General features: G+C 44.8%; 12 protein-coding genes and 1 pseudogene. 5 read left to right on the forward strand and 8 right to left on the reverse strand.

Annotation, left to right across the window (positions count from 1 at the left end):
- Positions 1–6 precede the first annotated feature (6 nt).
- From tatC to QUW60_RS09710, 8 genes are all read right to left on the reverse strand, one after another.
- Complete coding sequence (gene tatC, locus QUW60_RS09675; RefSeq protein WP_289560130.1) at positions 7–798, reverse strand: twin-arginine translocase subunit TatC; 792 nt, start codon at positions 796–798, stop codon at positions 7–9.
- A 1-nt stretch (position 799) separates the two neighbouring features.
- Positions 800–988 carry a Sec-independent protein translocase subunit TatA/TatB gene (locus QUW60_RS09680; RefSeq protein ID WP_289560132.1) on the reverse strand — a complete coding sequence of 63 codons (189 nt, stop codon included), beginning with the start codon at positions 986–988 and terminating at the stop codon, positions 800–802.
- A 322-nt stretch (positions 989–1,310) separates the two neighbouring features.
- Positions 1,311–2,612: a DUF4302 domain-containing protein gene (locus QUW60_RS09685; protein WP_289560134.1), complete on the reverse strand. Its 1,302-nt coding sequence runs from the start codon at positions 2,610–2,612 to the stop codon at positions 1,311–1,313.
- A 12-nt stretch (positions 2,613–2,624) separates the two neighbouring features.
- Entirely contained in the window at positions 2,625–3,536 is a 912-nt protein-coding gene (locus QUW60_RS09690; protein ID WP_289560136.1) for a zinc-binding metallopeptidase, read from the reverse strand.
- A gap of 24 nt (positions 3,537–3,560) precedes the next feature.
- Positions 3,561–5,129 (reverse strand): RagB/SusD family nutrient uptake outer membrane protein, encoded by a 1,569-nt coding sequence (locus QUW60_RS09695; protein ID WP_289560138.1) that lies wholly within the window; start codon positions 5,127–5,129, stop codon positions 3,561–3,563.
- 16 nt (positions 5,130–5,145) lie between these two features.
- The gene (locus QUW60_RS09700) at positions 5,146–8,463 is read right to left on the reverse strand and encodes a SusC/RagA family TonB-linked outer membrane protein (RefSeq protein WP_289560140.1); all 3,318 of its coding nucleotides are present in this window, start codon (positions 8,461–8,463) and stop codon (positions 5,146–5,148) included.
- 549 nt (positions 8,464–9,012) lie between these two features.
- Complete coding sequence (locus tag QUW60_RS09705; protein ID WP_289560142.1) at positions 9,013–9,618, reverse strand: SIS domain-containing protein; 606 nt, start codon at positions 9,616–9,618, stop codon at positions 9,013–9,015.
- Positions 9,619–9,640: 22 nt separating this feature from the next.
- Positions 9,641–10,177 carry an LOG family protein gene (locus QUW60_RS09710; protein WP_258336779.1) on the reverse strand — a complete coding sequence of 179 codons (537 nt, stop codon included), beginning with the start codon at positions 10,175–10,177 and terminating at the stop codon, positions 9,641–9,643.
- A 114-nt stretch (positions 10,178–10,291) separates the two neighbouring features.
- On the opposite strand from QUW60_RS09710, the gene QUW60_RS09715 reads away from it, so the two are divergent.
- From QUW60_RS09715 to QUW60_RS09735, 5 genes and pseudogenes are all read left to right on the forward strand, one after another.
- Positions 10,292–11,521 carry a M16 family metallopeptidase gene (locus QUW60_RS09715; RefSeq protein ID WP_289560144.1) on the forward strand — a complete coding sequence of 410 codons (1,230 nt, stop codon included), beginning with the start codon at positions 10,292–10,294 and terminating at the stop codon, positions 11,519–11,521.
- A gap of 139 nt (positions 11,522–11,660) precedes the next feature.
- Positions 11,661–12,008: a helix-turn-helix domain-containing protein gene (locus QUW60_RS09720; RefSeq protein ID WP_258336781.1), complete on the forward strand. Its 348-nt coding sequence runs from the start codon at positions 11,661–11,663 to the stop codon at positions 12,006–12,008.
- A gap of 689 nt (positions 12,009–12,697) precedes the next feature.
- On the forward strand, positions 12,698–14,515 hold the full coding sequence (gene argS, locus QUW60_RS09725; protein ID WP_289560145.1) for an arginine--tRNA ligase: 1,818 nt from the start codon (positions 12,698–12,700) through the stop codon (positions 14,513–14,515).
- Between the two features lie 10 nt (positions 14,516–14,525).
- A complete protein-coding gene (locus QUW60_RS09730) occupies positions 14,526–15,146 on the forward strand; it encodes a ribonuclease H family protein (protein ID WP_258336783.1) in 621 nt (206 codons plus the stop codon).
- 68 nt (positions 15,147–15,214) lie between these two features.
- Positions 15,215–15,784: pseudogene (locus QUW60_RS09735) on the forward strand (LTA synthase family protein); the annotation flags it as partial.

The following is a 15,784-nucleotide window of genomic DNA, read 5'->3' on the forward strand; positions in this document are numbered from 1 at the left end:
GTATGCTTACTTCTTTTTCGCCCGCACCAAGAATGCGCTCAACTCCCACAGAATATAAATCGGCACAAATACCACCATCAGCGTAAACGGATCGGTAGAAGGAGTGATGACGGCAGACAGTATCATAATGGCAACAATCGCATGACGGCGGTATTTCGAAAAAAAAGAGCGGTAAAGAATCCCCAAACGCGAAAGCAGCATCGACACGAGCGGAAGTTCAAATACGATCCCCATCATGAAAATCAGCATCAGAAAGTTGTCCATGTATGAATCAAGAGCCAGCTGATTGGATATGTCAGGGCTTAACTGATAAGTATAGAGAAAGCGCAGAGTCATCGGAAAAACGATGGCATATCCCACTGCACAGCCGATGAAGAACATGACAGTCCCGAAAAGGAATGCCGCACGGATACCTCGTTTCTCGTTGCTGTAGAGTGCCGGACAAATGAACTTCCACACCTCGTAAACCAGGTATGGAAAGGTGCAAAGGAATGCCAGCCAGAACGAAAGGGTAAAGTGCATGAACAACTGTGACGACAGCTTGATATTGATCACCTCAACATGAAACGGCTTGTTCAGAAATTCCGGAACCACAGACGTATGCGAAGCCAGACCGGCAATCGCCCTGTATAAAAAGAAATCATCCCGGCAGGGAGCCATCACCACGTGCTCGAAAAGATAAGGCATAAAAAAGAAGCCGGCCGCCAGAAAAATAGCCAAAGCGATCAGGCAGCGAAGAATCATCCACCGAAGAGCCTCCAGATGGTCCCAAAAAGTCATTTCCGTTTGCTCCTCCATCTTATTCGTCCTTCGTATGCTTGTCCGTATGCTTTTCTCCCTCCTGTATTTCATCCCTGAAGCCTTTTATGCCTTTTCCTATGCCGCGCATCAGTTCAGGGATCTTCCGTCCACCGAACAGAAGAAGTATTATAAGCACAATGACCAGTATTTCGGTCAGCCCGAAACCAAAAACAAGTAAATTTCCCATCTTTCAAACTAAATTTTAAGCACAATCAAATGATGTTGCAAATGTAATCATTTCTTCATTTCTGACAAGAAAAAGTTATGATTATGAAACGCATCCCTCTTCTTGCGGCATCATTTTCCAGAAATACCAGCACAGATTCTACAGTCCAAGTAGCTGGAACATAAAATCTGTGCCGGCAACTTCATCAGTTATCCGGCTTATCCTCCTGTCTTTCCCAGAGCACACAAAAAACGCAGCCGATTTTTCACAAGACCGACTGCGCCCAAAGTTTTATGTCAAACTTTTAAGAGAGGTTATTTTTATTGTTAGTTGTTGTAACTTGTTAATTGTCAAACGGGAAATATACAGGTTCTTGTGTCAAAGTAATCACGTTGTACGGATTATTCTGATCCGTCAACGTAATAGTTGTCGGAGAACCAGCATTATCAGCCGTTACCTTAAACGTGACAGGAGATGAATAGCCGAAAGGCATCAGCAGATAAGCAAATCCTACATTATGATAGAAAATTCCATTGTCATCTCCATCCATTGCAAACTGCATCGCAATCACATCATCGCCTTCAAGTGAATAGTTATAGTACAATTGGCCTGCATAATAACCTCCTGAGGCCAAACTTCCGAAATAAGCACCGAAGTGGCCGCCCTCAGTACCCATGGCAAAGAAATAAAGCTGTTCTCCGGTCAGATTTGGATCTGTAGCATACAGATCCTTCACCTGATCAAAATACAGTTGCGCATAGCTTCCCAACTGGCTGTAGGCAACAAACCATAATCCATTAACAAACGCCTGATTCAACGGAGGAACCACATTTTCCATCACGAAGGCACCGTCAGACGCTCCGTAACACCCTGTTGACTCATCATAAACCAGTTCGTCGAATGTCTTGTCGCCCAAAGTCAGCGGAGAATAAAACTTCCATGAGTCGGGGGTCTGGATATATGAGAATGTTTCGGTAACAGTTTCATCTTCTTCCATGTGGCTGACAGAAAGCGTACGATAGGTACGCGCTATTGAATACTCCACTCCGTCCAATGTTATTTTATACAATGAATACTGGTTGCTTGCAGCCTCTATCTGCTGTATCTGTGTCAGATAGCTTTCCCATGAAACATCCTCCGGCATAGGAGTCATCACAATCGTATTTTCCGTTTTCTTGCCTCTCAACACTACTTCTTCCGCAGTGGCCGACATTATGGTGAACTCATAGTCGCCTTCCATACCGAGCCCTACATTCCCGATTCCAAGGCTGTTGTTTGGATCTGAAAAGATATGGAAAATTTCGTTCAGCGTATCGAACGTCAGCGTCGGACCGGCTTGCTCCTTCAAGCGGAAAGTGCTGGTTGAAGTGGCCGCAGGAGAATTGATAATATCTGCTGCCACCGTCGCATTGCCGTCTTCTGTAAACTTCACCAGTACATTATACCCTCCATAGCTCTGTGCACTCGAAGGATAATACTCCATAAGCCAACCATTAGGAGCAGCAGTTAACACCGCCAGTTCCTCACTCATCTTTTCATTGATTCTTTGTGCTGAAGTCTGGCCAAAGATTTCATCTTCTTCCGGTGTACAGGCTGTCAGACAACACACACAAACTACCATCAGTATATATAAAAATCGTTTCATATTACATTCTTATTAGTTTAATGTTACTAAATCCAATTCGTCAATATGAGTTTCACGTTCCTGTACCTCTTCGTGAAGAGCCTGAATATCCAACCCCCACGAATCCGCAAGATATTGCGTCACCATCTCCAATTTTCGAAGGATTGCATCACGCCCGCTGTAGTCAGGATTTCCAGCTTCATCTACAGAAACGGCCTCGTTCAATATCTGCTGCCATTCTGCATCTGACTTTACGATGTAATTGGCGATTGTTTCCACAAAATCTTCATCAACTGCACTTGACGCATAGGCGGTTACAAATCCGTCCCGACGAGCTGTTGCATCATTAATATTCACCCAACCTGCTCCATAATATTTTCCTGCTGTGATATCATTAAAATCAGTGGAATAGTTTTTAGTCTGATGCAGGATATGGGAAAACTCATGATGCATTGTCTTGAAATACCATTCATTCAGTATTTCCGGATCCAAGCTGCTTACATTCAATGCGTTCACATTAAACAGCGTAATCTTCAAACCACCTTCGGCTGTACCAAGCACCATAGAGCCTCCCGACTTTTCGTATTCGGGCGAACCTACAAAATGAAAAATCTTAGGACAATAAGTACATAGAAACTCTTTCCCCGCCAATTTCTCATAAACCTCCATCCAAAGATATTTCACCAATTTGGCTAGTGCGATAGACTTGTTATAATCTGCCGGAATAACATTGTAATCCATATCCGACTCTTTGTCATCGAAACGGTATTTCAACTCAATATTGTAAGGTTCTGTATAGTTTTTCCAAATCCACTGGTCAAACTCATTACGTACAGGTTCTGTAGTACTATCAAAAATACTCGTCGGATTAAGGTCATCCTCACTGCACGAAGTGAACCCTACTCCCAATAGGGCAGCTATGATAAATGTTCTTATAATCTTCATAATACACAAGTTTTTTAAAGGTGTTTATCTCGGATTAGCTTCCAGTCCCGCATTGATTACATCCTGCGGCAGCTGAATGGCCCTACGCAAATCGTTTGCTTTCAACACGTCAGGATCCAATCCCTCACGATTATGTGAAATCTCAATATTATATCGCTTGATGTCCAGCCAACGTGAGCCATCGTGAATACATTCCATACGGCGAGCATGTAGAATACAGTGGATAAAATTCTCCTGCTTCACATCTGCAAAAGGAAAGATCGGATTCAAATACTTCTTCACTGTTCTAGCTCCATCAGAGGTCAACGGAACCGGAGTATAATCAATGCCGTTATAAAAATCTTCAATCTGCGACTCTGTGAGATTTGAAGTTCCTGACATTGTAATACAAGATGCCCAGCTGTTCAAATCAGCGGTAGCACTGGTATAATCCGGCTGTGCTTTCATTACATAAGCTTCTGCACGGCACAGCAACGTTTCATTAGTAGAGAAAGGTACAATAACAGCATGACGATAACCGATACCGTTTACTTTATCTGTATACTCAAAATACATCATGTATTTAGGGAAATTGATTTTCTGTTCCGGATTATAAATCATCCTGCGGAAAGCGATGTTTGTTCCCCATGGGGCATTTGCCAAGAAAGTTTCACCTTCACACACGCTTCGGTTCATTCCATAACGCAAATTTAGATTCCATGGACCATAAATATAAGGCCATGAGGAGTAAACAGTAGTAATCAGCAAATTAGCTGGATTAGAAGCATCAATATAAGCATCACCAATATTATCCGGGTCAGTATAAACCGTCAATTCAGAATAGCTGCGCAATGATTCCTGCATATTACTGCCTAAAACCTTATTCGCATATTCAATAACCTTTTCATAATTAGACTTGTCTTCCTGCACATAGAACAGATAAAAACGAGCGGCAAAAGCATAGGCGGCCTTCATGTTAAAATGATATTTCGGTACAGTATACAGGTTATCGTCTATCAAAGGCAACGCCGCTTGAATGTCTGCATCAATTTTCTGATAAGTTTCAGCCAATGTACCGCGAGAATATGTAGGACTTACAGTCGTTTCCGGCTCAGTCATATAAGGAATACCTAACTGATCGGCAGCAGTTCCCGGGTTATAAGCCTGACAAAAAGTATTGACTAAAATAAAGTGCGCATACGCACGGCATATCAAAGCTTCGCCTTTCTGCGGATTCAAGCTCTCAGGATTACCCAACTCTTCAATTGACTGCAATGCTTGATTGGCTGCTCCAATCGCAGTATAGCACTCATCCCAAAGTCCCTGAGGACAGTCCTGATCGGTATCCGCATCAATGTCTTGCCACAGATAAGCTTGCTCAGTAGCCTGTGTTTCGACATCATACAAACTTCCGTTATCGGCCGTATTGTCTGAAGCCATTTCAAACATTGCCACAGGATAAGCACCCGGATAAGCTGACACTAACAGTGAGGTAATTTTTTCTTCCGTATTCACTTCGGCACGATTGTCTGGTAAAGTATCCAAGAAATCTTCACACGAAGAAAAGCATAAAAGGGCTGTCGCAACACTACTTAATAATATATACTTTTTCATACAATTCTTGTTTTTATTAAATACCTAATCTTAAAGTAAGAGTAAACTGCTTTGGTACTGGAGCAGCCACACCTCCTGTATTAAAGAACTCAGGATCCTGCCCGTTCAACTTCTTGTCAGCGTAAATAAGGAACAAGTTGGTTGCCTGAAGCTTCAGCGACAGATTGCTCAGCTTCATTTTGTTCGCCCAGTCTTTCGGGAAGTCATAGGTCAATGAAATTTCTTTCATACGGATGAAATCACCTTTGGCAATACGATCCGTCGAATAATTGTAAGCGTTATATACACGGCTCAGGTAAGGATCCAGTTCATTCATACGCTTGTCAGCAATGACGGGAACTGTAGTCAGCTTCTCGTCGCCAGGAAGAGTCCAACGATTGATAAACTCTTTAGGAGTAGCGTCCAAATCCGAGTATTCATTCGAGTATACCGGATCCAGACGAACCACATTACCGAAAGAATAAGTAATAAACACATTCAGTTTCCAGTTCTTATAAGTGAACACGTTACCGAAACTACCCGTAATTGTCGGATCGGTGGGACCTTCATAAATCAGGTGGTCTTTCATATCACGTTCCTGGAAGTTAATGGTGGCACCGCTCGAAACGACATTATTCTGCTCATCCACAATCTGCGGCAATCCGACTTCATTCAGTCCCTTGAAATCATAAGAGAACAAGGAACGAACCGGATAACCTTGCAATGCAAAACCCACACCCGAAATCATATCAATGACACGTGCATTGGATTCCAGCTCTGTCACCTCATTCTTTGCTTTCGAAAAGATGAGGTCTGTGTTCCATTTGAAATCCTTCGTGTCAATGTTGCGTGTCGACAATGTAAACTCAAATCCATGTGACTCCATACTTGCCACATTGGCAAACTTGCTCGTGAACCCTCCTACGCCCATCGTATTAATAATACCAATCAAGTCGTAATTATTGCGTTTATACCAATCGGCCGCCACATTGATACGGTTATTCAAGAAACCTATTTCTGCGCCAATATTCAGTTCATGCTTCTTTTCATAGGTCAGTTCACTGTTTTCCAAGTCAGATATCTGCAAACCTGATTCAGACACACTGGCAAACGGACGGTAAGGATTGTAAGCCTGTATAATCACGCGCGAATTAGACACATCTGCCGGACCGCGATCTGCAGTCAATGAATAAGAAGCCTTCAATGTCAGATTGGATAATGTCGGCTGTAATTTTTCGAACCAGTCTTCTTCGTGCATATTCCATGCTGCTGATATGTTCCATGTTGGAAGCCATCTGGCCGAACGGCTCTTTCCCAACTTATTGGAACCTTCATAACGGACAGTTCCATTGAACGTATATTTTCCTTTGTAAGAATAAGTAGCCGTTCCAAAGAAAGCTACATCACGGGTACGCGTATCCGTCACTGTATAATAATTGCTGTTTTCTTCTTTTCCCTGTTTAAAGAACAGATAATCATAGTTTGGAAGCATACCCATATCATACTGCATTCCCACGCCATTAAACCATGTATGACTACGGTCAGTTGCGTTCAACTCCATACCCCCAAAGAAATTAAAGATATGATTGTCAAAATATGTGTCGTTATAACTTACTGTTGCGCGGAAGTCATAGCTTCGCATTGTATACTTGGTTTCCTGGTAAAAACCGCCCACCGGCAACACGGAAACAGGCAACGAATTCACTACATCCGGATCTGTATAAAGCCACGGATTGGCGTCACGCATGGTAGCATCATCCATAGCCCGGTATGCCCATGCTTGATTTGAATAGTCTGTAATCTTGTGTGTCTGCGTAGTCGTTGAGAATTTATAAGCACCAAGAGCAGCCAATTCCACCTTCCTGACAGGCTTCCATCTCAATTCGCCCTGATATTTCATATCAACCACGTCCAAATCCATATAATTATTGTCCAGTTCATGCAGAATATTAAATGGAGCATAGTTACGTACATAATATTCATTCGGATCAAGCGCACGTGACGTATTCAATGCATACGAATACGGATTGATATCAAAGTCACGCCTCACTTCACCGCTCACCGGATCCAGTGTAGAGCTGAGTGTACCAGGAGCACGCTGCTTACGATAAGAAGCATTGCCAATCAGATTCAGAATAAGATGAGGGGAAATGTTATATGTGGCATTGATATTCGCTGTATAACGCTGCACCTTGCTCTGCTTTGTCCACCCGGGATCGTTCATAACACTCAGCGAAGTATAATACGATGCTTTCTCCGTACCGCTAGTCATACTAATGGCATGGTTTTGTGATACACTATTATTAAACAATATATCAAACCAGTCTGTATTACGATATTCCGCCTCTCGCAAATAAGCATTTTTGGCTTGAAGTGTATTTGCCAAACCAAAGCCTGAAGTAGAATTATAATCGTTAATCAAGTGATACATTTTTCCATACACACCACTATCAGAAGCACGATACACATCCGAGAAATTTAAGTATCCATTGCTCTCCATAGTCTTGTACACATCCATCTGCTGTTGTGAATTCATAATGTTAAAGTTACGATAGCTCGGTTTCAAGCGCATCGTAAACTCGCCCGTATAGCTTATTTTATTCGTGCCAGCCTTACCCTTCTTGGTAGTAACAACAATCACACCGGCCATAGCACGCGCACCATAAATAGATGTGGCTGAACCGTCCTTCAAGATCTGAAAGCTTTCGATATCATCAGCATTCAGACCTGAAATGGCAGAACTGATAAGCGTAACGGCATCACCCGATGAAAGATCATCTGAATCCACTTCAGTAACATCCTCCATGATCACACCATCCACCACCCATAAAGGTTTGGAACTACCATAAATAGACGTAGCACCACGCACACGGATTTTAGGAGCCGTACCAAATGTTCCTGACACATTCTGCACCGACACACCGGCTGCACGTCCCTCCAACGCACGGCTGATTTCAGGAACACCATCCAGTTTAGCATTCTCTCCTGAGATCTTAGAAGAAGCACCCGTAAACAAACGCTTGTCCATTCGCTGCATACCTGTAACGACCACTTCGCCCAACACTTCCGAATCGGACTCCATCTTGACTACCATATTTTTTTTTGCTTTCACGACCGTAGTCTTCATTCCGATGTAGCTTATCTGCAACTTCACCCCTTCCGCCACATTCAAGGTAAAACGTCCGTCAATGTCTGTAATCGTACCCGTCTTGGTCCCTTCTACCATGATTGAGGCACCTACTATCGGCTCATTGTCTTCCGAAGATACAACAATCCCCGAAATTTTTGAGGACTGAGCCATCGCCCACCCAATTCCTATCAACAGATAGAAATAAAAAATTAAACATCTTCTCATAAACTCTATAAATATTAACATTCAATCAACCGCGAATATATATACTAAAATTTATAAAAACAAGGAAAATACAAAAAATATGTCATTTCATAAACAAATTCCCATTTCTACAAATAAAGCAGAAACATATAACGAATCAACAAACAAAACGCGGTTAAACTTATTTTTAATAGTAAAATATACACTATATCCAGTGATTTAAAACAATAAAAAGCCATAGATTCGGACTTAAACGAAAAACAAATCATTTACGTTTTTCAATAAAATAAAGATATAACAATCAAAATGTCATAACAACCATCCACCGCCAAAAGCTAAAATATACATACAAGTTGCAAAAATATATTCATCAAGCATTGCCCTTTCATTTCCCCATCCGCTAAACTTGCAACGCAAGGCACCCTTTTTTCATTGTATAACAGCCAAAGTGGAAGCACAAAAAAAAGAAGGATATGACAGGAATGCATCCACAGACTGCTGCCCGAACTGAGAACAGTCCATGATGCACCTCCCGGCACATCCTTCCCTATATATACCTCTAATATTTTATTATCTGCTCAGCTCGCGCGAACGCTCGCCCAGATAACCGCCGTGATGGCGCTTGCTGTACTCCTCGATCGTAAATCCAGTACGCCTCATGGTTTCTACCACCAGAATGTCACCGATTACGGTCATTACCGTGGTCGATGTGGTGGGAGTCATGCCCAACAAACAGACTTCATCAGGATGTCCCGTTGCCAGACAGATATCCGCAACATGCGCCAACGGACTTTCCGGATTTCCGGTAATAACGATTTTACGCAATGACGGATCCAGCTTTGCCGCCAATTCGGTCAGCTCCACAATTTCGCGCGTCTTCCCCGAATTAGAAATCAACAGCAAGAGATCATTCTTCTGCAGAATGCCCAGATCTCCATGCTGAGCTTCACTGGGATGCAAAAAGACAGAAGGGATTCCGGTAGAACAGAAAGTGGTAGCAATATTCATCGCTATCTGACCGGCCTTTCCCATGCCGCTAGTCACAAGTTTTCCACCCTTCTCATGCACTTGCTCCACAATCAGCGACACCGCTTTTTCATATGCGTCGGTCACCGGTATATTCAACACAGCCTGAGCCTCCTGCTGCAACAGTTCCTTAATAGTAGTTTGAATCATAAGCCAGATTATATAAATTACATTATTTGTCAAGCATGGCAACCAGTTCGTCAAAAGAGCCGGCCACCAGAATATAGTTATCAATGGAACGGTGAGTGAAATGAAGCCTCCCGAGTTTCTCAAAGAAACGCAGCATTTCATCCCAGAACCCGTCTACATTATATAATATTACCTTCTTGTTGTGGTATCCGATCGAAGCAGAAGCAGCCACATGAAAAATTTCATCCAGTGTGCCGATTCCCCCGGGAAGAGCCACCATCACATCAGACTCCTGAAGCATCAGATCCTTCCGGTCGCTCAAGTTCACGGCATGAAAGTTAATGTCGAGCAAATCGCTCACCCTCCCCGAGTCTTCCAGCTTTGTAGGAACAATTCCCATCAGCATCGCCCCGTTCGCTTTCGCCGCCTGCGCGACAACTTCCATCAGCCCCGTGTTTGACCCGCCATAAATCACCCGCTTCTTGTGCTGTCCAAGCCAGACGCCCAATTCTTCAGCCTTTTCCTTATACACTGGTGCTATCAGGTCGGAAGCGGAGCAGAATATGCCAATCTTATCCATTCTTGTTTTTCTTTCAATTTATCAATACAATGCAAATATCTGTATTTTTTTGAGGAAAGACAATAACTATTGTTGTAATTTTGCCAAGTCAAACCGAATAAGCAAAAAAGAACAATGCCAGTTTCAACATTCATACTGCCCAACGGACTGCAAATCATCCATTCATCAAGCCCTACAGATGTGGCCTATTGCGGATACGCAGTAGATGCGGGCACACGCGACGAATTGCCTCAAGAACAAGGCATGGCGCATTTTGTGGAACACCTCATTTTCAAGGGGACAAAAAAACGCCACGCCTGGCACATACTCAACCGGATGGAAGTTGTGGGAGGTGACCTGAACGCCTATACCAACAAGGAAGAAACTGTTATCTACAGCGCATTTCTAAAGGAACATTTCAGCCGGGCAGCCGAACTGCTGACAGACATTGTCTTCAACAGCACTTTCCCTCAAAATGAGATAGACAAGGAGGTGGAAGTCATCATCGATGAAATCCAAAGCTACGAAGACAGTCCCTCGGAGCTGATTTTCGACGACTTCGAGGAACTGATATTCCCCGACCACCCGTTGGGAAGAAACATTCTCGGGAAGCCCGACTTGCTGCGTGAATTTACCAGCAGCGATGCGCTGAACTTTATCGGCAGGTACTACAGGCCCGACAACATGGTGTTCTTTGTCCAAGGAAACATCCCGTTCGACAAAGTCGTGCAGACGATGGAAAAGATAATGACACTGGCCGGAATACAGCCTCAACCGGGAGAAAGAGTCAAGCGCACGGCACCGCACCCTTATTCCCCCTGCCAGCGTATACTGAACAAAGACACCCACCAGTCGCACGTCATGATTGGCGGCAGAGGATATGACGCACACAACGAACGGCGTACAGGCCTGTATCTGCTGAACAACATTCTGGGAGGCCCCGGGATGAACAGCAAACTGAACATCGCGCTAAGAGAGCAACGGGGACTGGTTTATAACGTAGAGTCAAACCTTACCTCCTACACTGACACCGGAGCATTCTGCATTTATTTCGGCTGCGACAGGAAAGATGAAGAAAAATGCATAAAGCTGGTTCATAAGGAACTTCAGAAAATATGCGAGAAGCCTATGACTTCCTACCAGCTGAACGCAGCGAAAAAGCAAATCATCGGCCAGATAGGCGTAGCAGGCGACAACTTCGAGAACAACGCCCTTGACATGGGAAAATGCTTTCTTCATTACAAAAGATACGAAGAAAAAGAAGAAGTGTTCAGGCGCATCGAAGCACTTACTCCGGAAGAACTGCAGGATATAGCGAATGAAATGTTCTCTGACGGATACCTGTCAACGCTCATCTATCACTGAAACATAAAATAACACCAAATAAATACATTTTTCGCCCACTTAGTACAATATAAAAACACAATATCCACAAACGTGTTTTTCTGTCTTTTCACAAAAGGTTTAAAGTTTGTAACTTGGAACTGTTTTTAATGAAAGGACGATGATACATAACACTGCAACAAACAAAAAGATAGAAGAGAAGCTGGCAGAATGGAAAAAACAAAAGCACTACCTTCGCCCAAGAATCACAATCATGCATCTCAGCAAGGCTATAGGCATCAACCGGACATATGTATCCAACTTCATCAATAATACCTACGGACTGAACTTCAACACATGGATCAACCACCTCCGGATAGAAGAAGCCAAAATCAAAATGTCGCTCTCCAACCGGAGAAATCTTGCGGAGATTGCCGAACAGGTGGGATTCACCGACCTCGCGCATTTCAGCAAACAGTTCAAGAGCAAGGAGGGCATGTCCCCCTCCGAATGGAGAAAAAACGCATAAGGCCTTTATACATGGAGCGAACATGAGCAGAACCGGCAAGCAGCCTGTCGGTTTCCACAGGGTATCTGAGCTCCAAAAGACACAAACAGGCGACTGCACAATACTCTCTGTATCCGACACCAGGCCGGCTCGAACGGAATTGCTGATGCAAGAGCCTGCCGTTTTAGAAACTGTTTTGAATTTCTTCAAAAAGTTTTTCTTGGCTTGATGTATTCGTTTTCGTGTGTGCTTTGGGCTATTTTTTGGTCTTTTCCGCTTCTGTTCTTCGTCAGATAGCCCGCTATCTTCCTCATCACACAAACGGAAATGCCTCAAAAACTCATCCCAAATCAGCACACGATAAATTCAAAACAGTTTCTTAATTTTCCAATAAAGTAATGTTCATCAGGCTCTGAAAGCTGCCGATTCTAGCAAAACAGTCTGTCTTCAGGCTAAAGACATGCATCTTCAGGCTGAAGATATATATATCCAGGTTGGAGATCTGCATCTCTAGACTGGAGATTGAATTTTCCACAAAAAATCCCCTTTTTCATCGGATGAACAAAAAAGATACTCCCTCCTTCCAACAGGATAGGCCAACAATTTCGCTTCACATGCAATTAATGAACGGCAAGGGGAGGTCGGGAAACTAAAAATTAGTATCTTTGCTCTCTCTAAAAACAAGCAGACAAACAAATTATATAACTACGATGAAAATAGAAGACAGACTGGCTGCCGCTGCCGCGGATGCCGTGAAAGCACTTTACGGATGCGAAGCCGCTCCGGGAACGCTGCAACTGCAAAAGACGAAAAAAGAATTTGAAGGACATCTTACGCTGGTGGTTTTCCCTTTCCTGAAGATGTCAAGAAAGAGCCCTGAACAGACCGCTCAGGAAATCGGCGAGTACCTGAAACAGCACGAACCTGCCGTAGCGGCATATAACGTGATAAAAGGATTCCTGAATCTTACCATTGCACCGCAAATATGGATTGAAATGCTGAACCATATTGACGCCGATGCAGAATGGGGAATCACGAAGGCGGGGGCAAACGCTCCGCTGGTCATGATCGAATATTCATCGCCCAACACCAACAAGCCGCTGCACCTGGGACACATGCGCAACAACTTGCTGGGCAATGCTTTGGCAAACGTAATGGCCGCCAATGGGAACAAAGTGGTAAAGACAAACATCGTGAACGACCGGGGCATCCATATCTGCAAATCAATGCTGGCATGGCTGAAATACGGCAACGGAGAAACGCCGGAATCCTCAGGCAAGAAAGGTGACCACCTCATCGGCGACTATTACGTGGCTTTCGACAAGCACTACAAAGCAGAGGTGAAAGAACTTCAAGCTAAATACGAAGCGGAAGGAATGGACGCCGAACAGGCTAAAGCCAAAGCCGAAGAAGAAGCGCCGCTGATGAAAGAGGCGCGCGAAATGCTGCGCAAATGGGAAGCGAATGATCCGGAAGTGCGTGCGCTCTGGGAGAAGATGAACAACTGGGTATATGCCGGATTCGACGAAACCTACAAGATGATGGGAGTCAGCTTCGACAAGATCTACTATGAATCGCAGACGTATCTGGAAGGTAAAGAGAAAGTGCTTGAAGGACTTGAAAAGGGACTGTTCTACCGCAAGGAGGACGGATCGGTATGGGCCGACCTCACTCCGGAAGGACTTGACCAGAAGCTGCTGCTGAGAAGCGACGGCACATCGGTCTATATGACGCAGGACATCGGAACAGCCAAGATGCGCTTCGAAGACTATCCTATCGACAAGATGATCTACGTAGTAGGAAACGAACAGAACTACCATTTTCAGGTATTGTCAATCCTGCTCGACAAGCTGGGATTCAAATGGGGAAAAGACCTCATCCACTTCTCCTACGGAATGGTAGAACTGCCGGAAGGCAAAATGAAGAGCCGTGAAGGTACAGTTGTCGACGCAGACGACCTGATGGAAACGATGATCGAAACGGCGCGCGAAACCAGTGCCGAGCTGGGCAAGCTGGACGGACTGAGCAAGGAAGAAGCAGAAAACGTGGCACGCATCGTAGGACTCGGAGCGTTGAAATATTTCATCCTGAAAGTGGACGCACGCAAGAACATGACTTTCAACCCGAAGGAATCGATCGACTTCAACGGGAATACAGGTCCGTTCATACAATATACCTACGCACGTATCCGCTCCATTCTGCGCAAAGCTGCCGAAGCAGGAATCAGCCTGCCCGAAACGCTTCCCGCTGACATAGAGCTTAATACAAAAGAAGAGGAGCTGATACAGAAACTGGCTGATTTCCGTACCATCGTAAAGCAGGCCGGAACAGACTACAATCCGTCTATCCTTGCCAACTATGCATATGATCTGGTGAAAGAATACAACCAGTTCTACCACGACTTCAGCATTCTACGTGAAGAAAACGAGGCACGCAAGATTTTCCGCCTCGTGCTGAGCAAGAACGTAGGGAAAGTGGTGAAGCTGGCCATGGGACTGCTGGGAATCGAAGTTCCCGAACGCATGTAATCCGCAAACAATGGCAAAGCCCAAATTTTATACTGTCTGGAAAGGCGTCTGCCCGGGGGTATACTCCTCGTGGCAGGACTGCCAACAGCAGATCAAAGGCTTCAAGGGAGCCATGTACAAGTCTTTCAGCACGAAGGAAGAGGCCGAACGGGCGTTGGAAGAACCTGCCCATCTGCATTGGGGAGCTCAAGCCCAGACGCCGCCTCTCGCCGACAGGCTTCCTGAAGGATTCAACACCAACTGCCTGGCTGTAGACGCTGCATGCAGCGGCAATCCGGGACCTATGGAGTATCGAGGTGTTTATCTAGCCACCGGCGAACAGATTTTTCACTACGGACCGGTTTACGGGACAAACAACATCGGTGAATTTCTGGCCATTGTCCACGGACTCGCCCTGCTGAAACAGAAGAATCTGCAGATGCCCGTCTATTCGGACAGCAGAAACGCCTTAAACTGGGTGAAACAGAAGCAATGCAAGACCAAGCTGGAACGTACAGACAAAACCGAAGCCTTGTTCCAGCTCATCGGACGGGCGGAGAAATGGCTTAAGGAAAACAGCACCAACTGTCCGGTATTGAAATGGGAAACTGACCGGTGGGGAGAAATACCCGCAGACTTCGGAAGAAAATAACTGCCCCTCCAATCTCCTTCAAGGGGAAGTTGAGGGGAGTTCCTTTTTTTTAATTGTATAGTATCTATATGAAAAAAAGATTCCTTTATCTGGGCCTGTTCTTCGCAACAGCCCTCTTGCTGTTCATCTTCCAGAAACCGCTCTTCATGCTCTACAACGACAGCGTGGGAAGAGGAGTGCCGTTGGCCGAATACTTCCGGGTCATGTGGCACGGGGCAAGCCTGGACGCAGCCGTAACCGGTTATCTGATAGCACTTCCATGGCTCGTCACACTGATCAGCGTGTGGTTCAAGAAGTTTCCGCTCCGGAAAATACTGACAGGATATTATGCACTGATTGCCTTGCTCATATCACTCATCTTCATGGGCGACATGTCCCTCTACCCGTTCTGGAACTTCAAGCTGGACGCTTCGGTGTTCTTCTATCTCGAATCGCCCCAAAACGCAATGGCCAGCGTTTCCGCCGGATTCGTCATCTTGAGAATCCTCTGCATCCTGCTGCTTTCAGGCCTGACCACATGGATTCTGTACCGAATCACACCGCGTATGCTTCCAGCCGTCGCAAAGAAATTATGGGGAAGCTTCGAACTGATACTCACAGGAGGTATCATCTTCCTCGTCATCCGGGGCGGAGTGACT

The organism is Bacteroides gallinaceum, from assembly GCF_030373775.1.
GTDB classification, from domain to species: Bacteria; Bacteroidota; Bacteroidia; order Bacteroidales; family Bacteroidaceae; genus Phocaeicola; species Phocaeicola excrementipullorum.

Bases quoted from the DNA above. Each gene is read 5' to 3' on its own strand.
- argS (WP_289560145.1), top strand. From the start codon at position 12,698: ATGAAAATAGAAGACAGACTGGCTGCCGCTGCCGCGGATGCCGTGAAA.
- QUW60_RS09715 (WP_289560144.1), top strand. From the start codon at position 10,292: ATGCCAGTTTCAACATTCATACTGCCCAACGGACTGCAAATCATCCAT.
- QUW60_RS09710 (WP_258336779.1), bottom strand. From the start codon at position 10,177: ATGGATAAGATTGGCATATTCTGCTCCGCTTCCGACCTGATAGCACCA.
- QUW60_RS09705 (WP_289560142.1), bottom strand. From the start codon at position 9,618: ATGATTCAAACTACTATTAAGGAACTGTTGCAGCAGGAGGCTCAGGCT.
- QUW60_RS09720 (WP_258336781.1), top strand. From the start codon at position 11,661: ATGATACATAACACTGCAACAAACAAAAAGATAGAAGAGAAGCTGGCA.
- QUW60_RS09690 (WP_289560136.1), bottom strand. From the start codon at position 3,536: ATGAAGATTATAAGAACATTTATCATAGCTGCCCTATTGGGAGTAGGG.
- QUW60_RS09680 (WP_289560132.1), bottom strand. From the start codon at position 988: ATGGGAAATTTACTTGTTTTTGGTTTCGGGCTGACCGAAATACTGGTC.
- QUW60_RS09700 (WP_289560140.1), bottom strand. From the start codon at position 8,463: ATGAGAAGATGTTTAATTTTTTATTTCTATCTGTTGATAGGAATTGGG.
- QUW60_RS09685 (WP_289560134.1), bottom strand. From the start codon at position 2,612: ATGAAACGATTTTTATATATACTGATGGTAGTTTGTGTGTGTTGTCTG.
- QUW60_RS09695 (WP_289560138.1), bottom strand. From the start codon at position 5,129: ATGAAAAAGTATATATTATTAAGTAGTGTTGCGACAGCCCTTTTATGC.
- QUW60_RS09730 (WP_258336783.1), top strand. From the start codon at position 14,526: ATGGCAAAGCCCAAATTTTATACTGTCTGGAAAGGCGTCTGCCCGGGG.
- tatC (WP_289560130.1), bottom strand. From the start codon at position 798: ATGGAGGAGCAAACGGAAATGACTTTTTGGGACCATCTGGAGGCTCTT.